The organism is Adlercreutzia sp. (genome assembly GCF_056795635.1).
Genome location: NZ_JBQIIT010000030.1, coordinates 1 through 21,676, shown reverse-complemented (window position 1 = coordinate 21,676; position 21,676 = coordinate 1). Strand labels below are relative to the sequence as shown.

Sequence of the window (21,676 nt, the reverse complement as noted above, 5' to 3'; positions counted from 1 at the left end):
CCGTACTCGCCCCACTTCTCGCACAGCTGGGCGATGGTGCCGTCGTCGTACATCTCCTTCAAGGTCTTGTTCACGGCGTCCACCATGGCGGTATCGCCGTCCTTCGCGAAGCCCACGGCGTAGTTCTCGGTGGACAGGGGCTCCAACTTCACGAACATGTCCGGCTTGGCAGCCATCTGGTAGTCGGCAATGGACAGGTCGCAGGCCACGGCATCCACGGCACCGGACTCCAGCTGCATGAAGGCGTTGTTGTAGTCGCCGATGGTCTGGGCCTTGCCACCGGCAAAGGTGTCGGCCAGGGCCTTTTGATCGCCTTCGAGCACGTCCAGGGCGGCGGAGTCGGCCTGGGTCATGACGTTCTTGTCGGCCAGATCCTCCAGCTTGTTAATGCCGGAGTCCTTCTTCACCACCACGACCTGCTCGTTGTGCATGTAGGGCTTCGAGAAGGCGTACTTGCCCTCGCGGCCCTCCATGGTAAATCCGTTCCAGATGCAGTTGATGGTGCCCTGGCCCAAGAGCGCGTCCTTGGCATCCCAGTCGATGGCCTCCAGCTCAAGGTTCCAGCCGTTGCGAGCGGCCACCTCGGTGGCCAGGTCGATATCGAAGCCGGTCAGGTTGCCGTCGTCGCCGATGAAGCCGTAGGGCGGGTAGGCGTTATCAAGACCCACAATGAGCGTGGTGGTCTCGGGATTGGCCGCAGCACCGTTGTCAGCGCTGTTGTCGGCCGCGCCGTTATCGCCGGAGCCGGCGCAACCAGCCAGCAGCGCCGCACCGAGGCACAGGGCCGCGGCCATGGCCGCGAGTTTCGTCAACTTCTTCATAGGTTCCTCCCTTGAAGGCGACGGACCGCTCGTCCGCCCCTTGTCCGTTGCTTCCGTCGCACCGCTTCTCCGGCGCGTCCGTTCACTTTACCTCTTTAGCGTACTAAAGTACCGAAGTGTTGGCAAGTATAACACGGGAAACGGCAGAACCCACTACTTTTTGCGGTTAAAGAGCTTGTTGTTGCCGCTCTTGGAGGCGGAAATCTCCACGAGGCGCGGCTCGAAATCGAACAGCTCGGCCATGGGAACCACGGGGATAATTTCGATGCACTTCTTCAGGCAGGCATCGGCGCACAGGTTGCACTGGGTGCAGTCGGCCATGGAGAACTCCACGTAGCCGCGGGTTTTGTCCGGGTGCACGTCGAGGCTCTTGCGCAGGGCGTCGGTGGGGCAGAACATCACGCACATGCCGCAGCCGTTGCATTTCTCCACGTCGATCTCGATGTCGCCGAAGATGCGCGTGAACATCTCGGGCACCTCCGGCTCGCCGATGCGGCTCATGGCATCGAGAATCTCGAGGTTGCGCTCGGCCTCGATGGTGGGCATCTTCCCCGCCCCGTTCTTCACGCCGAGCTTCTCCCGCAGGGACTGCTCCTCCTTCTGGAGTTTCAGCTGCTTGAGCTTCTCGTTCACCATCTTCTCGGCCGCCGTCTTTGCCACGTCCTTGGCGTAGTGGCCCGTGGAGGTGAAGAACTCGCGGCGGGCGGCCCCCACGGCCTTGTGCAGGTCGGCCACCTTCACGGTCTCGGGGAAGTCGTCGCTGCGGGTGATGACGGTGGCAGACCCCACGGCCTCCAGCAGCGTGCGGGCGGATTCCACGGTGTCGTCGATGTAGGGCACGGCGGCGCGGTACTTGCAGGTGCGGCAGGTGCCGTCGATGAGCTGGATGTCCTGGATGCCCCGGGCGGCCAGCTCCACCAGCAGGCGCTCGTCCATGCGGGCCAGACAGGGCACCACGGCGTACTTGTCCGGGTCGCCAGTCTGGCGGGCGGCCTTTCGGGCGCAGGCGATCACGGTCACGCCTTCCGCAGCGGTGGTCGTGGCGGCCACGGCGGCGGCCAGCTCCTCTTCCATGGGATCCACCGAGATGAGGGCGCTCGTGGGGCACACCGCGATGCACGCCCCGCAGGCCACGCAGGCTCCGGCGTCGATGGTTAGCTCGTTCTTCTCGATCAGGATGGCATCGGCCAGGCAGGCGTCGGCGCACTTGCGGCAGGTGGAATGGCGGTTGCGCACGGCCACGCAGCGAGTCGGCGCCGTGATGACCGCCTTGGTTTCCAGGGCGTCCACCATCTCCATGATGTCGTTCAAATTGGGCATGACGTCCGTTCCTTCCGTTTACAAGCGAGCCGTGTCCGCCGCGGGAGCTTAAGCCCCCGGCAGCGATGCGGGCCGATTTTTCGTGCGCTCCTATTCTCCCAGATAGGAATCTTCGATGCGAGCCAATTCTTCCGGCGTGTTCGCGTTGATGAAGCAGCCGCCGCGCGGTTCCACCTCGAGCACCTTGTCCTGGGTGTAGGGAAGCACCGTGAGCTCGGGGTCGTCGAAGAAGCTCTGCACCCGCTTCTCCCCCCGATCGGCGCGGCGGTGCACGGCGGGCATGCAGGTTTCCTTACGGTACATGGCATGCAGGGGCTCGAAGCCGTGCTTGTTGTGGGGAGCCACCACATCGGCGCCGCTCTCGTGCATGGCCAGGGCCTCGGCTACCACCAGACGGGCGCTGGCGAACACCATATCGCAGGCCACCACGGCCACATAGGGGTTCTGAGCGGCGGAAAGGGCCGTGTACATACCGGGAAGAGCCCCGCGCTCGTTGTAGGCATCGGGCACGAGGCGAATATCCAGGTCGGGGTACATATCGTGGAGGAACGCCAGGTTGGGAGCCTCGTTGGTGGTGATGATGAGCTCATCGGCCACGGGCGCGAGCCGCTCCACGAGCCGGCAGATGAGGGGGCGGCCAGCGAAGGGCACCGTGGCCTTCGAGCGGCCCATGCGCCGCGATTCGCCGCCGGCCTGGATGACCACGGTAACGCGGGGGCGCACGTAGTGCTCGGCTAGGAAGTCGGCGAGGGCCGCCGTGTCCTCCAGGTCCACGGCCGGAATGCCGTAGAGGGCCGCCGCCTCGCGGGCCGCGGGAATGTCGGTGACCACGGCCACGGTGGAGGCCGCGGGCATCTTCTCGCGCTCGTCGGCGGCGAAAGGAGCAGCGGCCGGGGCGGCAGCAGAGCCGACGGTGGCGGCCGGGATGGCGGCCGGGGCCAGACCGCCGGCGGAAGCGGCGGCCGGGGCGGCAGGGGCGTCGATCTTGGCCGCAGCCGCCCCGTCGCCGCGGCCCATCTGCACGTGATCGGCCCCCAGGGGCACACCCTCGCGGGCGCCCCGCAGGAACACCTCGGCCGTATGGGCGTCGGCGGCGTTGCCCGCTCGCATGATCTCAATGGTGGGCAGACCGCTCTTGCGATAACCCTCCACCACCACGATGTCATGGCCGGGCATGGAACGCACCAGCTCGTTGCATTCCGCCTCGCCCTCGATAGTCTTTATGCGCGCCACCTGGCCCGGAGCCGCAATAACAGTCTCGGAGGCACCGGCGGCGCGGTGGCGGTAGGAGTCCTTCCCTGGGTAATCTATGTCGAATCCGACATGAGAATGATGCTTGATGGAGCCCACGTCGTAGCCGCGGTCCACCAACTCGGCGATAAGCCGCTCAATGAGCGTGGTCTTCCCGGAATTGTGCCGCCCCACAATGGCAATGGCCGGGCTCGGTATATCGATCATAGTATCCCTCAACCTCTCTGCGAGCGCCCCGCCTCCCCAGGCCGCAGCACGAATACTGCCGGGTCGCGCCCCCTCGTCATAGTTCCGGGCCAGTATAGCACGAGCGCGCGGGCCCGTCCCCAGCGAGCTGCGGGGGCAAATCGCGGGCGCCGGTCAGTTTCCCTGCCCACGAGGAGGATCGCGAGCGCCGCCCAACGCCCTGCCCAAGAGGCGGATCGCGGGTGCCGCCCTGTGTTGCTGCGTGAGGCGAAACAAGCGGCGCACCGCCACACCGCCTCGGCGCGTCGTGAGCTTCACCCCCTTCCCTGCAACGAAAAGGGCCCGACCGCATGGCCGGGCCCGAGGGTTCCCTGCAAGCGAGGCCAGAGGTCCTCGCCAAAGAGAGGGGCTACTTCAAGCCCTCCACCTCGAAGGAGGCCGCCTCCTCGATGTACTCTTCCACCGGGTTGTCGCCGTAATCGGGCAGGTCGGCGGTGGTCCAGCACTCGCAAGCCGGCATACCGGGCACGCTCGAAGCCAAGAACACCGGGTCTTTGCCCTCCTCGCGCTGACGGGTGTAGTCGGCCAGCGCGGCCAGGGCCCACTTGCCCAGCAACAGGATGGCCACGAGGTTGATGATGGCCATAAAGCCCATGAAGATGTCGGCCAGGTTCCACGCCAGATCGAAGCTGTTCACGCAGCCGTAGAAAATGGCGGCCAAGCACAGCACGCGGAAGACCACCATGCCCCACTTGGTGTTCTTGAAGATGTAGCGGAAGTTCGTCTCGGCGTAGAAGTAGTTGCCGATGAGGCTGGAGAACGCAAAGGCGAAAATGGCGAAGGTGATGAAGTGGATACCCACCTCGCCCACGGCATTGTTCACGGCCAGCTGCACCAGCGGCATGCCGTTCAGGGCCGCGGCGGCCTCGGGGTCCTGCACCCAGAAGATCATGACCATCATGGCCGAGCAGGTGCAGATGAGCAGCGTGTCGATGTACACCGACAGGCTCTGCACAAGGCCCTGCTTCACCGGATGCGACACCGAGGCGGTGGCGGCGGCGTTGGGGGCAGAACCCATGCCGGCCTCATTGGAGAACAGGCCGCGCTTGATGCCGAGCATGACCACCGAACCGGCGAAGCCGCCGGCAATGGACTGGAAGTTGAAGGCCGACTCGAAGATAACGGCGAACACGGCGGGCAGCTCGCCGATGTTGGTAACCGTGGTCCACACGGCCAGCACGATATAGGCGATGGCCATGATGGGCACGATGATGGAGGTGATGATGGAGATGCGCTTCGCGCCGCCGAAGATGACGAAGGCGGTGAACACGATGAGCACAATGCCCACGCCGATGGCGGTGCCGTTGGTGGCGTAGTCGGGGATGTAGTACTCCAGCGCCGAGGTCATGTTGAAGGCCTGCAGGCCGTTGAAGCCGAAGGCGAAGCACAGGATGAGCGCCCAGGCGAAGATGATGCCGAGCCAGCGCTGACCGAGGCCCTGCTGAATGTAGTAGGCCGGGCCGCCGCGGAACTCGCCTTCCTTGCCGCGGATCTTGTAGATCTGGGCGAGGGTGGACTCGATGAAGGCCGACGCAGCGCCAATGAGGGCCATGGCCCACATCCAGAAGATGGCGCCCGGGCCGCCGGTGGCCACAGCCGTGGCGATGCCGGCAATGTTGCCCGTGCCCACGCGGGAGGCAGTGGACACCATGAGGGCCTGGAACGACGAGATGGACTTCTCGCCTTCCACGTGCTTCTTCTCCGTCAGCTGGGTGAACATATCCTTGATGTAGCGGATCTGCACGCCCTTGGTGCGGACGGTGAAATAGATGCCAACGAACACGAGCAAGATCACCAGGATGTAGGTGTACATGAACCCGCTGATCTCGCCAGTCCAGGCAACGAGCATCTCATTCAAATCGGTCATAGATGCTTCCTTTCCGAAACGCGCCGAGCATCAGCCCAGCCGTTCCCAGACGGGGCCCGTCTTTCTGCGCGCGAATCATGGGCGCTGCGCACCGTCGGGCGGCGTCGGCGTGATTCGCGATAGGAAAACGGCCTCTTGGTCACGACGCGCCGGCCCCTACCGGCGCGAGATAGTGTTCCTATTTTACACGACGGACAACCCCAAACCCCCGAGGTTGCCCAGGTATTTCGGAGCAACCCCCTCATCGTGCACCTGATGGGAGCCCACGACGACTTGGGCGGGAACCCACGACGGCTCGGGCGAGGCTGGGTAACGACTGCCTGCGCCCCTCAAGTACGACCCAAGTGCGAATGGGGCCAAGTATCCTGTCGAAACCACAAGGCAAGCAGCAGCGTGGTGCATTTGGTAGTATAATAAAGTAGTACTAAAGGATACCGTATGCAAGACATCATCGTTCATCCTCACGCGCTCAAGCATGGTCTCAGCGTGGAAGCCATCGAAGCAGCCTGGGGAAACTTCGTGAGAAGAAGACCGCGCGGAGAAGACTGCTGAGTGACGATCGGCTACGACCGCGAAGGTCACGAAGTGGAACTGGTGGGACTGTCGCTGGCAGACGGTTCGACGTTGGTTATTCATGCGCTATCGCCAGCAACCAAGAAGATGAAACGCGAATTGGGACTGGGAAGGAGCCGATAATGGCAGAGTACAAGCTCAAAAGCGGCAAAACCCTCACCGATGAGGAGATTGAGGCCATGGCCGAGGCCTTCGAACGAGGTGACTACCCGGGCAGCTGGTCAGGCGAGGTGCGCGTGGGGAGGCCGCGCCTATCGCCTGAGCCCCTCGATGTCATCAGCTTCAAAGTGCCGCACTCGGCAGCACTGGCCATCAAGCAAGCCGCCGAGCGAGAGGGAACGTCGCGCTCGGCCTTCCTCCGCCAAGCCGCCCTCGAAAGAACCGAACGCATCCTCGCCGCTGGATAAAGCCCTAATAAGGCGCAAAACGTCGAGTATTCCCTGAAAACAACTGCTCACACCGCGAAAACGGGGTTGAAGAAGGCGTCTACGCACCCCGTTGGCAAAAATTGCAAAAGTTGCAAAAGTTGCAAAAAATGTCAAGGAACAACGACAGCCAGGGCCTCATTCGCATAGAACTTCCCCTGTTCAAGGACTACCTCCGCGAACAACTTCTTTAGAGCGGCCTCGGGGACGCGAACGACGCGATTGGCGGTAAGCGGCTGCTTCGAAAAGCCGGCGCGGTCTTACCGCAGGATAGGAAGAGCGAGGGAGGCCGTCCCGTGGGGCGACCTCCCTTGCTATGGCTCTATGGTGGAGCGTTACCGTCCTAGCGGCGGACGTGGCGGCCATGGCGGCCGCGCACACCGAGGGCGGCGAACACCGCCGCGCCGGCGGCGGCCGAGGCCAGGGCGATCAGCGCGAGCACGGGGGCGGCGTCCCCGGTCTGGGCGAGCGGCGCGCGGGAAGTGGCCTTCTCGCCGTCGTCGCCGGAGTCCGGGGCGGCAGCCGCGCCGCCGGCCCCGTCGTCGTCGGCCGGCAGGCCGCCGTCGGCCAAGGCGAAGGTGGACAGGTCGGTCACCGTGAAGGTGACGTAGCCGCCCTTCGCCACCGCGCGGGACGTGGTGATGGAGCCGTCCTGGTGGCGATGGTAGATCACGATGATGTGGCCGTTGTAGGCCTCAGGAACCGGCATGGAGATGGTCATCTCGCCGAAGCCGTCGTGTATCTCCTTGCCGTTGACGAGCAGTGTGACCTCGAAGATGTCGCCGATGCGGTCGGGGACGGCCGCGTCCAGGTCGTTGTAGGCCGCGCCCGAGGTCACCTTGGAGGTGCCCACCTCGATGTCGGCCCCCTCGGGGACGTTGGGCCCGGACAGCTTGCCGCTGGCCTTGATGCCGGTGCCCCCTGTGACGGTCAGCGCGGGAGCATCCTCGTCGGCATCTTCATCGATCTCGTAAGGGTCGCCATAGCCGTAGACAACGAGAAGGTCGGCAAGGTCGGTATCAGTGAAGCTCCAAGGGCTCTTGCCCACAAGCTCATTCAGACTGAGCGGGCCACCAGAGGGAACCGTGCCGCCCTGGCAGAAACCTGCCATTGAGTAAATGCCCATGAAAGATCGGTCGCCAGTGAACTGTTTTGCGTACTCCGTGAAGTATTCAAACATGTACTTCAGATCTGATTGGGTAAAGACATAGCCCTCGGGCACTACGAAGGTGTCAGGAGCGGCGGACGTGGTCGTATTGTCGGTTTCATTTTCTTGCAATGCCACCTCAAACACTATATATCGAAATTCCGCATGATGATAGACAGGGAAGAAGGATGCGTCCTCTTTGACCACCGTCCCCTGCGCCTCATAGCACCTACCGAGATCGCCATGACTTTCTGAAAGACTCCAGTCGGCATTCCCGTGCAGGGTCACTGCATTGCCCTCGGCCGTATCCAGATACGCCAACCCATTCTTGATTTCCCCCTTATACCAACCGACGAACGTACCTTCATACCCGCCCTCGAACCACACATCATCAAACTTGCAGGTTGCGGGCGCGGAAGGCAGGTCGGCGGCGGTGAGTACTGTTCCAACGGGGAAGGTTTTCTCGGTTTTGCTCGGACCATAGAAGGTAACAGTCACCTCGCCTTGCGGATCTTCAGCTGCGGGATCAGACGCACCCTCTGGAGCGCTTTCCCTTTCAACTTCGACCGTAGCGCCAGTGCCATCGGTCGTAAGCTCATCGCTGGACTGCCCTTCTCCGGGAACGGCCACTCCCGCATCGTCGCCGGCCACGGATCCACTGACCTCGGTGTCGGCCCCTCCCTCGGGCTCAGGGGCACCGGCCTCGATGCCAGCACCCTCGACCTCAGAGCCGTCTTCGGCAGAGTCGGCATCGCCCTGGCCGGCGCCCTCCTCAACCGCGGCATCCGCGGCCTCTTCCTCGGCGGCCGCGCCGCCCGGGGCCTCCCCGCCATCGGCCGACCCCGTCTCCGGCAGCGCGCCGTCGCCAGGGGCCGGCGCGTCGCTCACCTCCAGGGCGGGCTGCTCGACGGCCTCGCCCTCGGCCCAGGCCAGGTACGGCACGGCGGTGCCGAGGGCCAGGGCCAGGGCGCACAGGCACGAGACCGCCGCGTGGCGCCTCTGTCGTCTCTTCACTTTCTCGGGATGCATTCTCGCTCCTTCCTCACTCTCTTGGAAGAAGCCCCCCCCCGTGGCACTAAAATCGGATGGTCGCGAGAGAGGCAACGCCAGCCCAACCAGGGCATAGCACGGCTTAGTATAGCAGAGCATTCACTTATAGAAGAACTTTTCGAGCGACGGATTCAACTTAGAACCCGCGATTACCCCGTCGCGACGCGAGCGAGACTCCTTGCGTCTCCAGCGCGGTTTGCGGACGGCCCCCAACGGGACATTCCCGCGACAAAACTACGGTTCTTTGAGTGTACGGTTCCCCTTAAACCGTTCGGCTTCGCAGCGTGGTAGGTAAAGCAATATCATATATGATACTATGGAGGTGTTATGGGAACCTTTGAAAAGCAAGTGCGGGAGATCCTTGAGACCAGGGGGCCGCTCCCCTTTCCCGCCGTTAAACTCGTTTGCGACCGGCTCTTCGGGGCACCCAGAACAAGAGGGTCTCACTTGATTTACCGAACTCCCTGGCGGGGAGACCCTCGTATCAATATCCAAAATCGCAAAGGCTACGTTGCCTTTTACCAGGTGAGGCAAGTAGCCCAAGCGATCGTTCGATTGGAGGAGCTTCATGATTAAGGCCCAAGATTACGCCTATCGCGTGCTGTGGTCGCCTCGCGATGGCGCCTATGTTGGCACGGTGGCGGAGTTTCCCTCGCTTTCGTGCGTCGAAGAAGACCAGGGCAGCGCGTTCTTCGGCATTATCGACCTTGTTGAGAGCGTGCTCGAAGACATGGCCGCCACCGGAGAAGAAGCGCCCATTCCCTTCGCCCTGCGCTCCTACTCCGGCAAGTTCGCCCTCCGCATTCCACCTGAGAAGCACCGCCAGCTGGCCATCGAGGCAGCTGAGCAGCACGTCTCCATTAACCAGCTGGTGGTCTCTCGTCTGTAGGAGGGGAAGCCAAGCGCTCGGGATGGCACGCAGTCCGGATGGACCTCTTGCGGATGACGAACGGCCCCGACGGGCACCTCGCGGGCGGAGCACCTCCCCGACGGACCCCGCCGCACAGTACCCACGACTACCCCACGTGCGCCGCGCGCAACCCCGGACGGGCCCCACGCGCGCAGCGCACGCCCCGGTCGGCTGTCCCGCGGGCAGCCCCCCCCCTACTTCAGGGCGGCGGCTACCTTGCGGGCAGCGGCGGTTATGGTGAGGTCGTTCACGTCCACGGTGATGTCGGCGTACTTCTCGTAGAGGGGCAGGCGCTCGTCGTACAGATCGCGCAGACTCATGCCGATGCCGTCGCGCATGACCACGCCGCGGTCGGAGAAGTCAGCCAGGCGGTGCTTCAGCTCGTCGAAGTTGATCTTGAGGTACACAATGCGCCCGATTTCGCCGAGGTGCTCCATGGCCGCGTCGCTGTAGACGGCCGAGCCGCCCGTGGCGATGACCGAGTGCTCGAAGCTCATCTCGGAGAGCACCTGGTTCTCGATCTCGATGAAGGCGTCGGGGCCCAGCGTGTCGATGAGCCGCTGGAGCGACTTGTCGCAGGACTGCTGGATGAGCAGGTCGGCATCGACGAAGTCCATGCAGAGGATCTTCGCCAGCACGATACCCAACGTGGACTTGCCGGCGCCGGGCATGCCGATGAGCACAACGTTGTCGCGGCCGGGATCGAAGGACTTCTCTTTCATGGGGCTTCCTTTCTTGTTGAGGCGGCTCGGCGCCGCCAAGGCAGATGGGGTCAGGACACTTCGGCGCGATGATGGGCCGCTCGCAGGGCATCCCCCAGAGCGCGGGACAGGCGCGGTGCCAGGTAGGCCAGGGTCGCCGCCAAGGTCGCGGGCACGAGGATACCGGCGGCCACGGGCTGGCCGGACACCGTGCTGCCCACCTCTTCCCCGTACTCGGGAACGCCGAACAGGTAAGCGTAGATGACCAGCTCGGGGCGATCGATCTCGGCCCGCACATCGCCATCGCGCAGCCAGTTGCGCAGGGCCTTGGCACGGGCGACGATGTTGTTCCCCTCCACGGAGCGGCGCATGGTGTAGTTACCGAGCACGGCCGTGGCGCCGGCGGCGGCCAGGGCCAGCAGGGCCGGCAACCACCCGAGAGTGAAGAAGGAGATCATTGCCAGCAGGGCCACCAGGGCAGCGGCCAGCAGCACCACGCGCTGGGCGCGGCGGCTCCCCTGATCGAAGAAGCGGTAGGGTTCCACCAGAGCCGTGAGCGACAGCTGCCACGCCTGCTCGGCCTGCAAAAACTCGCTCGGATGAGAGCGCGCGAAGGCAGCTGCGGTGCCCACGGAGAGCTCCTCGGCCCCTTCGGCCAGGGTGCGCAGCAGGCGCAGCGTGGCGCCGTCGAGGGCGGCCTCGGCCTCGGCCCGGGTCGCTTCGCCAGGGGCACGATCCTCCCCATCGGCCGCCGGAGCATCGCCTTCCGGCCCTGCGGCCACCACCGCGGACTCCCCGTCGGTCCGCTCCGCCTCGGCCCGGGACGTCGTTCGAGCGCCGAGGTCGGGCAGCAACACGAGGGCCGCCGGGCGCCCGTCGTCGTCGCGGCGCACCGTCAGGGCCCCGCGGCGCACCATATCGAGCACCGTGGCCACCACATCGTCGGGACTCTCGTGGTTCCAGCGCCACAGGCGTCCCATGACCGCCGGGGCAAGGCGCGCATCGGGCACTTCGTCCCCGTAGTCGCCGGTGAAGGCCGGCGGCCGCTCGCGGCCCCAGCGCCGATAGACGAGCAGCGCCCCCACGAGCACCAGCGCCGCCAGGCCCAGCAGCCCGATGATGAGCCGCAGCTGGATGATGGTACGGTAGGTATCGCGATCGACCCACTCGGCCTCGTAGCGGGGCGTCCAGGAATACTGGGGGTTGCCCTGATTCGCCAGCCGCGCCTCGTCGCTCAGGTTAGTGAGCCAGTCCACGGGAAAGAGCACCCGGGCCTCGGCGAACTGGGTGGGCTCCACCTCGGGGTCGGTGAACGTGATCGACCCGTCCAGGGCGATGGACACCGACCCGTCTGCCGGCCCGTGGCCCCAGGCGTACACGTTGTCCTCGGCCCGCACGGTGTCGTCGGCAGCCAAGGGTAGCACCACCTCGGCCGTCACGCTATCGAGGGCCACAGCGTAGTCCCGCGGCACGTACAGCCATTGGAAATCGGCGGCATCGTCGTAGGCCACCACGGCATCTTCCACCCGATAGGCCACCTCGAACACCACCCGGGAGGGCAGATGCCCCACGAAGGCGTACAGCCGATGCTGGAAGCGGTCGTAGGCCCAGGCATCGTTCTCGGGACCGCCCCCTGAGCGCCAGGGAAGCTGGAAGGTGGCCTCGGAAAGGTCCACCCATTCCCCGTCCACGGCCCCCTCGGCATTGGCCGGGGCCATGCGCACCCGCTCCACCACCAAGGTGGCGTCCTCGGGAAAGCCCTCGTAGAGCCACTTGAGGGTCTCGCGCTCGGTGCCGTCAAACTCGAAGATGCGCTGGTCGACCACGGACACGGAACCGTCGGTCTGTACCTGGGCCACGAGGTCCACCTCGGTGCAGCGGTAGTCGGCCGCCCAGGCCGCAGGGGGCGCCACGGCTATCCACAGCAGGGCGAGCACCACAGCGCCCAGGGCGCCGAGAAACCGCAGACTATGTCGCGACCGCTGACGCACTACAGGCTCCGGAACGCCTGCCGCACGTCGTCGAGCACGTCGTTGTCGGCAACGACGATGGCCTTGTCCCCGGGATACAGCAGCGTGTCGGCGTTGGCCACTTCCACGTCGCCGCCGCTGGACACGGCCGCAATGAGAGCGTTCTCCGGCAGGGGAATCTCCTCGATGAGCACACCGTCCTCGTTGGAGAAATGGCGCATGCGCGGCACCGTCACCTCGGCGAGGGCCACATTGCCGTGGGTAAGCGATGAGACGACCGACACCGAGCCCAACAGGGCTTCCTCCTCGATGAGGTTCGCAATGAGGGTCGTGGAGGACACGCACTCGATGCCCACCTCGCGGAAGATGCGCTGGTTCTTCGGGTTGTTCACGCGAGCGATGCAGCGGGGCACGTGGAATACCCGCTGGGCGATCTCGCAGGACACCAGGTTGGAGTCGTCCTGGCCCGTCGTGGCCACGAACACGTCGGCACCGCGAATGCCGGCGTCCTCCTGGTAGCGGGAATCGCAGCCATCGCCATGGATGACCAGGTAGCGGCCTTCTAACTGTACCGAAAGGCGATCAGCCGTGGCCAGCTTCTGCTCGATCACGGCCACTTCGTTGCCGCTCTTCAGCATGATGGAGGCCAGGTAGGAACCGATTTTGCCGCCGCCGGCAATGACAATGTACATGGGGCGTCCTTAATCCAGAATATAGCGCGAGAACTGGGAGATCACGTCGTGGCGCACGCAGGCGAGGATGGAGTCGCCGGCATAGAGCAGGGAATCGGCCGTCGGGATGGACGAGGCCGAGCCGTCGGCCCGCTCGAAGGCGATGATGCGCACCTCGTGGTCGCGCTCAAGCTCGGACACGCGCACGGTGCGGGCGTTGTCGCGGCTCGACAGATCCAGGGTGAAGCGCAGCACCTCGAACTCCCCGAAGGTGTCGATATGGGAGCCGTGGCCCGACACGATCTTCGAGAACACGTCCTCGGCCACGAGCGACGTGCCGCACACGTAGTCGATGCCGAGCTGCATGTAGGCCCGCTCGTGATCGGGGTTGTAGAGGCGGGAAATGACATGGGGCACGCCGAACAGGTGGTTGGCCACCTCGGCGCACATGAGGTTCGCGTTGTCGAACTGGGTCACGGCCGCCAACACGTCGCACTCCTCCACGCCGGCCCGCAGCAGCACGTCCTCGTCGAAGCCCACGCCCTGCACGGTGCTGCCGTTGAAGTTGCGCCCCAAGTTCGCGAAGGCGTCGGCGTTCTTGTCGATGACGCAGACGTTGCTGCCGTTGTCGGACAGCATGTTGGCCAGCTGCGACCCCACGCGCCCGCAGCCCACGACAATGACGTTGCTCATAGCCCGCAGTCCTCCCTTACCAAGCCGATAGTGAACTCATTATAGGCCCGCGAGCGCCCGTGGAATGCGGCAGCGCCCGCGACCGACCATGCCCCTATACAAGAAAATGGCCGAAGCCATTTTCTCATTCTTTTAGATCTGCTGCATCTGGCCCAGCGTATCTCTGTACCAGTTGTCATAATTCGGGGGGCAATAGCGCATGGCGTAGGAATAGCTGATGGTGAAGCCGTAGCCGCGGGCCAAGCCGGCCACGTGGGCGCGGATGGCCGTGTCCCAATCGGGCCAGTGGGTCTGGTCCCAGCCCCAGGCGTTGTGGGACTTGAAGCACACGCGGCCCTTGGTGGACTCGGTGTTGGAAATGGCCGGCGACCAGCGCGGATCGATGCCCGCTTCCCAAGCGGCCTCGGCGAAAGTGGAGCCGTGGCCGGCCAAGGGGCTGCCGAACAGGTAATCATCGATGCGCTCGGCCCATTCGGCGATGAAGGCCTCGCGACCGACGGAGAAATCGACGTCGCCGGCGGGCAGGGAACCGAAGGTGGCGTAGTATTCAGAGCGGGTGGCGTCAGCCCGGGCGATGGCGCGCTGCTCGGCAGCGCGGGCCTCCTCCTCGGCGGCGATGCGGGCGGCCTCTTCCTCGGCGGCAATCTCGTCGACACCGGCGCTCACGTCGCGGGAGGACGCAGTCTGGAGAGAGGCGGCCTCGGCCACGTCTTCCACGGCCAGCATATCGGCATTGGATTTATCCTGCACCGTTTCGGGAGAAACCTCGCCCTCGGGGCGGTTCTCGGAGCTCATGCGCTCCAGACCGAAGGTGGTGGCGTTCGTATCATGGGAACCTGCAGAGGCCCATCCGAATCCGAGGAAGCCCACGGCCAGCATCGACAGCACGCAGGCGGAAACCATCGTCAGAACGACAGCCCCCCGATGACTCTGCTTGCGACGAGTAACCACTTACTTCCTTTCATGACAGCACGAAATCAGCCGCAGAAGCGGCAGCAGCGTGTTGGATTAAGGTAGGTGGTTTGCTGCAAGATGTTGCGCTCTATATTGTTTTCGACAGGGGCTATTTTAGCGTAGTTGGCCGCTGGCGCAAAAGCGGCAACGGCCGATGTTCACGTTTTGTTCGCTTGACAAAGCAGGCCCCTCGGGTTCCCGCAGGTGGAACGCGCGGACGCCCTAGGCAGTTGCGGAGGCGTCTCCACAACTTTCGTCGGCGATTTTGCGCACCCGAATAAGGGAGATGCGGCTGCGGCGCATCTTCTCCACTTTGAAGGAGAAGCCGTCCACGATGAACTCGTCGCCCACCTTCGGCACGAAGTCCAGGGTGTGGATGAGCCAGCCGGCCACGGTCTCGTAGGCGTCGGACTCCTCCATGGGCCAGCCGAGCTCCACGGCGTCTTCCACGGGAAAGCGGCCGTCGCAGCGCCACTGGTCGGGGCCGAGGGGAACCACCAGGTCGCGGTCGCGGTCGGTCTCGTCCACGATCTCGCCGATGATCTCCTCCACGATGTCTTCCATGGTGATGAGGCCGTCGGTGCCGCCGTACTCGTCCACCACGATGGCCATCTGCATGCGGGCCTCCTGCAGCTCGGAGAGCAGGGCCAGCACGTTCTTAGTCTCGGGCACGTACAGCGGCTCGAACATATAGTCGGAGACGGGGCCTTCCATGCGGCCGTCCATGAGCGGGCCCATGAGGTCCTTGTAGTTCACGATGCCGATGACGTCGTCCACTTCCTCGTGGTACACCGGCAGGCGGGAATAGCCAGTGCCGCGCATGCGCTCCAGGGCGGTGCGGGCCGGCTCCACATCCTCGGCCATGATCATGTCCACGCGGGGTTTCATGATCTCGCGCACGGTCATGTCGGCGAGGTCGAGAATGTCGTTGATCATGCGCTTCTCGTCGTCGAGGAGCTCGTCGTTGTCGGCCACCATGTCCTTGATCTCGTCCTCGGACACGCTGTCGCGACGGCCCGGCTTCAAAAACTCGAGGAAGCCCGGCTTGGGTGATATGTCATCTGTCTTAGCCATGGCGGCTACTTTACCACATTTCGGTTACAAACCAGCGAGGACGACCCGGGGCCGCCCTCGCTGGTTTCGCTTTCGGTTGCTCGCCGACTGGTGCTTGGAACCACTGGCCTACTGGTTGCCGCCCGGCTTCAGCCAGTCGAGCCACACGGCGGCATCTTCCACCGGCACGTCCACGAGGGTCGTGGTGGTGCCCCCTTGGCCGGCGGCCGTAGTGGCCAGCAGCGTGCGGGTGCCGGCGCGGCGCTGGAGCGGATTGCTGCGGGCGCAACCGAACTGGATCTTCTGACGCGGAAAGCTGATGGTGGTGCGCGACAGGCCGCCGTTGCTCACCTGCATGAAACGGCGGTTGAAGGCGAAGCTGGACTCGCGAGCCCACAGCACCGCCCCCACGATATCGATGACGAAGAGGATAGCAGCCAGGACGAACAGGCCCGTGGCCACGGCCGATCCCATGGCCAGAAGGAACAGCTCGTCACTGTCGAGATACAGCAGGCCCGACTCGATGGCAGCACCCATAGCCGCGATGACCGCCATGAGGGCCGCGGCCACCACGGCGCACCAGAAGCCGCCGCCCTGCACGATGCCGCGACGAATGAGGGCGCGGCGCAGGGCCACCTTCGCCACGGGAATGGAATCCTGGGGCAGGTCGGCGAATTCCGGAATGAGGCCGCCCAGAATCTCCGGCACGCGGCTCACCTTCACGAAGGGGTGCACCACGAGGCCCTTGTTCAGCAGCTCGTTGGCGTTCTGGCTGTTATTGGCGTTCTCGCCCTCGGCGGCGTCGATCTTCCCCAGGGAGATCTCGCAGTAGCCGAGCAGGCGGCGGATGAAGGTCTGGTTGATGCTGACCGACTGCACGCGATCGACGGCGAGCCCCTGGAAACTGTGCTTGAGCAAGCCGTATTCTACCTCGATGCGGTTATCGCGGCGTCGGGCCTTGAAGCCGCCGTAGCTCACGCAGGTGCCGAGGGCCGACAGCAGCCACATCACGAGCACTACCACGATGAACGCCACGGCCGCCAGACCGACGAAGGCGCCCATGGCCTGGGAGGTGGCGTAGCTGACGGCGCTGGCCACCACGGTGTTCGCCGCGTCGCCGAACAGCTCGAAGGCATTGCCCACCAGCTGCAAGAGGCCGACGATCAGGCCGAGCAGAATGAGGCCGGCCGAAGTGGAGCCCGAAAGGCCCGTGAGGAAGAGCTCCTTGTTGGTGAGGCCGTACTCGTAGGTGACGCGGCCCGTGTCCACGCCGGCGCCGGCGAACAGGCCGCCCACCTCGTCCCATGCCTGGGAGCCGATGTCGAGCACGTTGCCAAACGCGGGCTGGCCGGCCGGAGCCGGAGCGCCGGGAGCTGCCGGGGTGGCGGGGGCAACTCCGGGAGCGGAGGCAACCGCGGGGCTGGCCGCGGCGGGGGCGCCCGGGATGGCGGCCGCAGCGCCCGGGACACCGGCCGCGACACCAGTCGCGCCGGCAGCCACTGCGGCCAGGTAGTTCTTGCGGTTGTACAGTTCGGTCCGCAGCCATTCCGCCTGCTGCTTGGTCACATAGGGCACGGTGATGGCCTTGTTCGAGGCACCGCCGGCCGTGTCGATGAGCACTGTGCACACCCCGAAGATGCGCTGGAGCAGCGTGGCCCGCTGGTCGATGGACTGTACGCGCTGGTAGGGCACGTGCACGCGCTTCTTGCTGAACACGCCGGAGCACAGAGAGAACTCCTCGGGCCCTACGATGAAGTACAGATGCTTGTAGCTGATGACCCGTGTGGCCACCACAATGCCGAAGACTACGAGGATGACAAGCAGCGACCCGCCGGCCACCAGGGCCAGGGCCATGCCCGTGGGAAAGCCATCGAGGCCGCCGTCGGCGACGACGCCGACAATCGTGGAGAAGTTCGCCACCAGAATGGCCACCGCAACCACCACGAGCGTGCGGATGCTCTCGAGCCACATGTAGCTGTGGTGGACGTGGTGCTTCACCGGCTCGCCCTCTGCGGGCTGAGGCGCGACCTGGGGCGCGGGCTGCGGCGCGGGGGCATTCGCCGCCCCGGCCCAGGCGGCCTGGGGCGCACCGGAAACCGGCGGCTGCGAGCCCGGCGCGGCGGGCGTTTGAGGCATCGGCGCCTGCGGTTGCTGCGGCTGGATGGGGGCCTCCATTAGACGTCCTCTCGGGCCAGGCGGGCCAGCTCGGCGGCACGGTCGCGCAGCAGATCGGCCTCTTCGTTGCCAAGGCCGGGAATCTCATGCTCGCCGGCAGCCGTGGCCACGGTCACGCTGGACAGCCCGAAAGCGCGCAGCACCGGTCCTTGGCGGGTATCGGTGTTCTGCACGCGAATGAACGGGATGATGAAACGCTTGCGCCAGAAGATGCCTCGGGCGATGTCCAGGTAGTCGTCGGTCAGCTCGTAGCGCCAGCGAGCGTAGCGAACGGGCGGTAGCACCACGACGAAGAACACGAACAGCACCGCGAAGACCACGGCCACCATAAGGGCCACGAATCCCGCCCACGTCTCCGAGGGCTCCACCGCCGCAATGATGGCGAACGGCGCGAAGCAGCACAGAAACACGATGACGATCCAAATGGCATCGCTGATGCGCCAGACGTTCTTGATGCGCGGATTCAGCTGGTTAGTGGGCATCTCTCTCATATATATATCCTTCCGTTCCGGAAACCTACCGGCGCCAAGCGTCCGAGAATATCGTGACCATACTACCCCACTTTCAACGGTTCCCGTGAAAACTTAACACTTGTTAAGGCCTACCAACTGCTCGCCAACGAAGCGAGGCCAACTTCGCCCAGCGCAAACCCTCCCATGGGCGCAAGATCTTGAGTTATGAGCGTCGTCCGGCCCTTCTGCCGAGCGATATTTAATGAATTTCGATAAAACTAGCCGTTTTTCCTTTCCGAAGACGCTCATAACTCAAGATCTTGCGCAAAATTCAAGCACCGACTTGACCGAGACTGCCCGCGAACCCCTTACGCTCTTGTAAGAGTGCGCTGCCGCCGTTCCCGCCAGGGACACGGCGCGGTAGAATGGCGGCGGCAAGAAATCGCCCGGCGATGGCGGGGCGGCGGGCACAAAGGAGGCCGTGACGGTGACCCAGCGCATCTATATCATCGAAGACGACGGAACCCTGCGCACGGAGCTGGCCCACGTGCTGGAGCTGTCCGGCTACGCCGTGGGCGTCTACGAGGGCACGTGGGCCGACACCGCCGCCCGGGCCCTGGCCGCCGAGCCCGACTGCATCGTGCTCGACCTGAAGCTGCCCGGAGCCGACGGCCATTCCATCTGCCGCGATATTCGGGCGAAAAGCTCGGTGCCCATCCTTATGCTCACCTCGTCGGAAAGCGAGTTCGACGAGGTGATGGCCATGAACCTGGGGGCCGACGACTACGTGACCAAACCCTACCGCCCCGCCGTGCTGCTCGCCCACATCCAGGCCCTGCTGCGGCGCAGCGCGGGGCCGGCGGCGCAGATGACCATCCAGCACAAGGGCGTCACCTTGAACATCGGCGCCGGCACCGTCTCCTTCGGCGACCGCACGGCCGAGCTCACCCGCAACGAGATGCGCATCCTGCAAACGCTCATGCGCAACCCCGGCATGGTGGTGGCCCGCAGCGAGATCATGTGCGCGCTGTGGGAGTCGGATGCCTTCATCGACGACAACACCCTCACGGTGAATGTGAATCGCCTGCGCAAGACGCTGGCCTCCCTTGGCGTGCCCGACGATTTCCTCGTAACGCGGCGCGGCGTGGGGTACGCCGTATGAGCCAACCGCCCCACCGTTCCCCCGCTGGCAGCGATTTCTCCATCGAAGACCTCGCCGCCTTCACACCCGCCGCCTATGTGCGCGACAACATGCTGGGGCTGGCGGCGCTTGTGCTGAGCCTCACAAGCCTCGTGCTCATCCTGCCCGCGCTCGGCGTGAGCACATCGGGCGTGCTGTTGGCGGCCGACATCCTCACCCTGCTGGCTGTGGGTGCCGGCTTTCTGGACTACCGCCGCAAAGCCGCCTTCTACCACGAGTTGCACAGGTTGCTCGTCTCGCTGCGGCAAGCCCGCGTACTGCCGGCACTCGTCGCCGAACCCGCCTTCCTGGAAGGACAGATTACCTACGGAACCGCGGCCCGCATCAGCTCGCTTGCCGCCGCGGAAACCGACAAGCTCCAGGAAGACGCCGCTGCCTACCGTCGCTACATCGAGCTGTGGATCCACGAGACGAAGACACCCATTGCCGCGATAAAGCTCATGCTCGCCAGTGAGCCGAGCGCCCAGTCGGCGAAGATCGCCCGTGAGCTCGAGCGTATCGAGGCCCAGGTGGATCAGGCGCTGTACTATGCTCGATCGACCTCGGTGGAGCGCGACTATGCCATCCGCGAGGTGAGCCTGGGCGAGGCAGCGCGCGAGGCGTGCAAGCGCAACACGCGCTTCCTCATCGAACGCGGAGTGCTCCCGGCCTTCGACATTCCCGAGACCATGACGGTGCTGGCCGATGAACCGTGGCTCGTGTTCATCCTGGGACAGCTGATCACCAACGCCGCCAAGTACGGCGCCACGAGCATCGAGTTCACCGCGCGCGAAGAAGAGCCCGGCACCTCCCGCGGCCGCACGGTGCTGGAAGTGCGCGACAACGGCTGCGGCATTCCCGCCGCCGACGTGCCCCGTGTCTTCGAGCGGGGCTTCACCGGCCAGGTCGGCCGCGCCCACGGCTCGGCCACGGGCATGGGCCTGTACCTGGTGGCGAGCCTGTGCGCCTCCATGGGCCTGCACGTGGGTCTGGCCAGCGAAGAGGGCACCGGCACCCGCGTCATCCTCACCTTCCCCCACGACCGCACCCGCAAAGAACTCTACAGCGCCTGAGGGTCGCGAGCAAAACCGCCCCCGCTGCCCCCGTAGGGCGAAGGCCGCGGCTTCGCCGCGGCAATGACCCGGGTAACCTTCACCCCGCAGGTAGTATCCGGCAGAAGCCGATAGAGCCGGCCCCTCCCCAACCTAACAACGTCGTAAGGTAAGTGTAAGGCTTATCGATGGAGGGCGATGGGGCCTTTCTTTAGGATGGAACTATGCTCGCGATCCGTGCAATGCCGAAGACGGATTCAGGGTGTTCCGACCGAGCGAGTTCCACAGCGAGGACTGTTTGAGCGAATCGGAATACCGCGAAGCCATCTCCGGCGGGATGGAGAGCGAGCCGCACGTTCGAGAGAAAGGACCATTGTGAAGACGTCAGGGAAGATTCTGCTTGCCCTTGTTATCATCGGCGCGGTGGGCGCGCTTGTCGCCCGCCAACTGCCCCAGACCGAGAGGAGCTACGCATGACGGAAGTGTACACCGAGCCCACCCCCTCGGCCTTCGGCCCCAAGCCCCTGGATCCGGGCACGCCCCTGCCGCTTGACGCCCACGACCGTGAGGCGCTGGAAGGCCTGGCCGCCACCTTCTCGCGCGACGCCTACGCGCCCGGCGCCTCCTCGGCTGCCGCGGGCCGCGCCGCCCACGCCGCCGGCTCTCACGATGCCGCCGCAGCCCCCGGCGCTCCCGCCCATGCGGCCGCCCCGCGGCCGGGCGGCGGCTCTCCCATCCTGTCGGTGCGCTCCGTCGAGAAGATCTTCGGCAGCCGCGATTCGGTCACCCACGCCCTGGCCGGCGTCAGCTTCGACGTGGCCGCCGGCGAGTTCGTCGGCATCATGGGCCCCTCGGGCTCGGGCAAGACGACGCTTCTGAATTGCGTCTCCACCATCGATACCGTCACGAGCGGCCACATCATCGTGGGCGGCCGCGACATCACCGGCATGTCCCGCCGTACCCTGGCGAAGTTCCGCCGCGATGACCTCGGCTTCATCTTCCAGGACTCCAATCTGCTGGACACCCTCACCGGCTTCGAGAACATCTCGCTCGCGCTCACCATTAAGGGCGAGCCGGCGCGCAGCATTCCCGGCAAGGTAAACGCCATGGCCGCGCGTCTCGGCGTGGACGGAGTGCTTTCCAAGTACCCCTACCAGATGTCCGG

19 protein-coding genes are annotated in these 21,676 nt (G+C 65.0%); 6 read left to right on the top strand and 13 right to left on the bottom strand.

The genetic code is table 11. The features are described from left to right. From ACTOXK_RS11155 to ACTOXK_RS11140, 4 genes are all read right to left on the bottom strand, one after another. Positions 1 to 821: amino acid ABC transporter substrate-binding protein (locus tag ACTOXK_RS11155; protein WP_482279936.1), on the bottom strand; the 821-nt coding region annotated here is incomplete at its 3' end. 153 nt (positions 822 to 974) lie between these two features. Then, positions 975 to 2,141 (bottom strand): 4Fe-4S binding protein, encoded by a 1,167-nt coding sequence (locus ACTOXK_RS11150; RefSeq protein WP_482277044.1) that lies wholly within the window; start codon positions 2,139 to 2,141, stop codon positions 975 to 977. A 90-nt stretch (positions 2,142 to 2,231) separates the two neighbouring features. Continuing rightward, complete coding sequence (mobB, locus tag ACTOXK_RS11145) at positions 2,232 to 3,599, bottom strand: molybdopterin-guanine dinucleotide biosynthesis protein B (protein ID WP_482277043.1); 1,368 nt, start codon at positions 3,597 to 3,599, stop codon at positions 2,232 to 2,234. Between the two features lie 388 nt (positions 3,600 to 3,987). Continuing rightward, the gene (locus ACTOXK_RS11140) at positions 3,988 to 5,505 is read right to left on the bottom strand and encodes an alanine/glycine:cation symporter family protein (RefSeq protein ID WP_482277042.1); all 1,518 of its coding nucleotides are present in this window, start codon (positions 5,503 to 5,505) and stop codon (positions 3,988 to 3,990) included. A gap of 552 nt (positions 5,506 to 6,057) precedes the next feature. On the opposite strand from ACTOXK_RS11140, the gene ACTOXK_RS11135 reads away from it, so the two are divergent. Then, positions 6,058 to 6,201 carry a hypothetical protein gene (locus ACTOXK_RS11135; protein ID WP_482277041.1) on the top strand — a complete coding sequence of 48 codons (144 nt, stop codon included), beginning with the start codon at positions 6,058 to 6,060 and terminating at the stop codon, positions 6,199 to 6,201. Next, on the top strand, positions 6,201 to 6,485 hold the full coding sequence (locus ACTOXK_RS11130; RefSeq protein ID WP_482277040.1) for a ribbon-helix-helix protein, CopG family: 285 nt from the start codon (positions 6,201 to 6,203) through the stop codon (positions 6,483 to 6,485). The genes ACTOXK_RS11135 and ACTOXK_RS11130 overlap by 1 nt, the downstream gene beginning before the upstream one ends. Positions 6,486 to 6,846: 361 nt before the next feature. On the opposite strand, the gene ACTOXK_RS11125 is transcribed toward ACTOXK_RS11130, so the two are convergent. Continuing rightward, on the bottom strand, positions 6,847 to 8,679 hold the full coding sequence (locus tag ACTOXK_RS11125; RefSeq protein WP_482277039.1) for an ICP22 family protein: 1,833 nt from the start codon (positions 8,677 to 8,679) through the stop codon (positions 6,847 to 6,849). A gap of 589 nt (positions 8,680 to 9,268) precedes the next feature. Here ACTOXK_RS11125 and ACTOXK_RS11120 point away from each other — a divergent pair. Continuing rightward, the gene (locus ACTOXK_RS11120) at positions 9,269 to 9,589 is read left to right on the top strand and encodes a type II toxin-antitoxin system HicB family antitoxin (RefSeq protein ID WP_482277038.1); all 321 of its coding nucleotides are present in this window, start codon (positions 9,269 to 9,271) and stop codon (positions 9,587 to 9,589) included. A 215-nt stretch (positions 9,590 to 9,804) separates the two neighbouring features. Here ACTOXK_RS11120 and ACTOXK_RS11115 read toward each other — a convergent pair whose 3' ends face one another. The 8 genes from ACTOXK_RS11115 to ACTOXK_RS11080 all read right to left on the bottom strand — a co-directional run bounded on the left by ACTOXK_RS11115 (position 9,805) and on the right by ACTOXK_RS11080 (position 18,318). Further along, positions 9,805 to 10,332, bottom strand: a complete 528-nt coding sequence (locus ACTOXK_RS11115) for a shikimate kinase (protein ID WP_482277037.1) — start codon at positions 10,330 to 10,332, stop codon at positions 9,805 to 9,807. A 50-nt stretch (positions 10,333 to 10,382) separates the two neighbouring features. Further along, positions 10,383 to 12,302: a DUF2207 family protein gene (locus ACTOXK_RS11110; protein ID WP_482277036.1), complete on the bottom strand. Its 1,920-nt coding sequence runs from the start codon at positions 12,300 to 12,302 to the stop codon at positions 10,383 to 10,385. Then, positions 12,302 to 12,973 (bottom strand): potassium channel family protein, encoded by a 672-nt coding sequence (locus ACTOXK_RS11105; protein WP_482277035.1) that lies wholly within the window; start codon positions 12,971 to 12,973, stop codon positions 12,302 to 12,304. The genes ACTOXK_RS11110 and ACTOXK_RS11105 overlap by 1 nt, the downstream gene beginning before the upstream one ends. 9 nt (positions 12,974 to 12,982) lie before the next feature. Continuing rightward, positions 12,983 to 13,645, bottom strand: a complete 663-nt coding sequence (locus ACTOXK_RS11100) for a potassium channel family protein (RefSeq protein ID WP_135970623.1) — start codon at positions 13,643 to 13,645, stop codon at positions 12,983 to 12,985. A gap of 132 nt (positions 13,646 to 13,777) precedes the next feature. Next, complete coding sequence (locus ACTOXK_RS11095; protein WP_482277034.1) at positions 13,778 to 14,596, bottom strand: CMP-2-keto-3-deoxyoctulosonic acid synthetase; 819 nt, start codon at positions 14,594 to 14,596, stop codon at positions 13,778 to 13,780. Between the two features lie 225 nt (positions 14,597 to 14,821). Next, the gene (locus ACTOXK_RS11090) at positions 14,822 to 15,673 is read right to left on the bottom strand and encodes a hemolysin family protein (protein ID WP_482277033.1); all 852 of its coding nucleotides are present in this window, start codon (positions 15,671 to 15,673) and stop codon (positions 14,822 to 14,824) included. A 108-nt stretch (positions 15,674 to 15,781) separates the two neighbouring features. Further along, positions 15,782 to 17,827 carry a PH domain-containing protein gene (locus ACTOXK_RS11085; RefSeq protein WP_482277032.1) on the bottom strand — a complete coding sequence of 682 codons (2,046 nt, stop codon included), beginning with the start codon at positions 17,825 to 17,827 and terminating at the stop codon, positions 15,782 to 15,784. Continuing rightward, on the bottom strand, positions 17,827 to 18,318 hold the full coding sequence (locus ACTOXK_RS11080; RefSeq protein WP_482277031.1) for a PH domain-containing protein: 492 nt from the start codon (positions 18,316 to 18,318) through the stop codon (positions 17,827 to 17,829). Before ACTOXK_RS11080 ends, ACTOXK_RS11085 begins: the two co-directional genes overlap by 1 nt. 442 nt (positions 18,319 to 18,760) lie before the next feature. Here ACTOXK_RS11080 and ACTOXK_RS11075 point away from each other — a divergent pair, with 442 nt between their 5' ends. From ACTOXK_RS11075 to ACTOXK_RS11065, 3 genes are all read left to right on the top strand, one after another. Next, the gene (locus tag ACTOXK_RS11075; protein ID WP_482279509.1) at positions 18,761 to 19,441 is read left to right on the top strand and encodes a response regulator transcription factor; all 681 of its coding nucleotides are present in this window, start codon (positions 18,761 to 18,763) and stop codon (positions 19,439 to 19,441) included. Beyond that, complete coding sequence (locus ACTOXK_RS11070) at positions 19,438 to 20,532, top strand: sensor histidine kinase (RefSeq protein WP_482279510.1); 1,095 nt, start codon at positions 19,438 to 19,440, stop codon at positions 20,530 to 20,532. Before ACTOXK_RS11075 ends, ACTOXK_RS11070 begins: the two co-directional genes overlap by 4 nt. A 452-nt stretch (positions 20,533 to 20,984) precedes the next feature. Continuing rightward, positions 20,985 to 21,676, top strand: a 692-nt coding sequence (locus ACTOXK_RS11065; protein WP_482279935.1) for an ABC transporter ATP-binding protein, incomplete at its 3' end; no start/stop codon positions are given.

What these genes read in the sequence shown, in the direction of transcription:
- ACTOXK_RS11150 (WP_482277044.1), bottom strand. Translation starts at nt 2,141, where the DNA reads ATGCCCAATTTGAACGACATCATGGAGATGGTGGACGCCCTGGAAACC.
- mobB (WP_482277043.1), bottom strand. Translation starts at nt 3,599, where the DNA reads ATGATCGATATACCGAGCCCGGCCATTGCCATTGTGGGGCGGCACAAT.
- ACTOXK_RS11140 (WP_482277042.1), bottom strand. Translation starts at nt 5,505, where the DNA reads ATGACCGATTTGAATGAGATGCTCGTTGCCTGGACTGGCGAGATCAGC.
- ACTOXK_RS11130 (WP_482277040.1), top strand. Translation starts at nt 6,201, where the DNA reads ATGGCAGAGTACAAGCTCAAAAGCGGCAAAACCCTCACCGATGAGGAG.
- ACTOXK_RS11125 (WP_482277039.1), bottom strand. Translation starts at nt 8,679, where the DNA reads ATGCATCCCGAGAAAGTGAAGAGACGACAGAGGCGCCACGCGGCGGTC.
- ACTOXK_RS11120 (WP_482277038.1), top strand. Translation starts at nt 9,269, where the DNA reads ATGATTAAGGCCCAAGATTACGCCTATCGCGTGCTGTGGTCGCCTCGC.
- ACTOXK_RS11115 (WP_482277037.1), bottom strand. Translation starts at nt 10,332, where the DNA reads ATGAAAGAGAAGTCCTTCGATCCCGGCCGCGACAACGTTGTGCTCATC.
- ACTOXK_RS11105 (WP_482277035.1), bottom strand. Translation starts at nt 12,973, where the DNA reads ATGTACATTGTCATTGCCGGCGGCGGCAAAATCGGTTCCTACCTGGCC.
- ACTOXK_RS11100 (WP_135970623.1), bottom strand. Translation starts at nt 13,645, where the DNA reads ATGAGCAACGTCATTGTCGTGGGCTGCGGGCGCGTGGGGTCGCAGCTG.
- ACTOXK_RS11090 (WP_482277033.1), bottom strand. Translation starts at nt 15,673, where the DNA reads ATGGCTAAGACAGATGACATATCACCCAAGCCGGGCTTCCTCGAGTTT.
- ACTOXK_RS11085 (WP_482277032.1), bottom strand. Translation starts at nt 17,827, where the DNA reads ATGGAGGCCCCCATCCAGCCGCAGCAACCGCAGGCGCCGATGCCTCAA.
- ACTOXK_RS11080 (WP_482277031.1), bottom strand. Translation starts at nt 18,318, where the DNA reads ATGAGAGAGATGCCCACTAACCAGCTGAATCCGCGCATCAAGAACGTC.
- ACTOXK_RS11070 (WP_482279510.1), top strand. Translation starts at nt 19,438, where the DNA reads ATGAGCCAACCGCCCCACCGTTCCCCCGCTGGCAGCGATTTCTCCATC.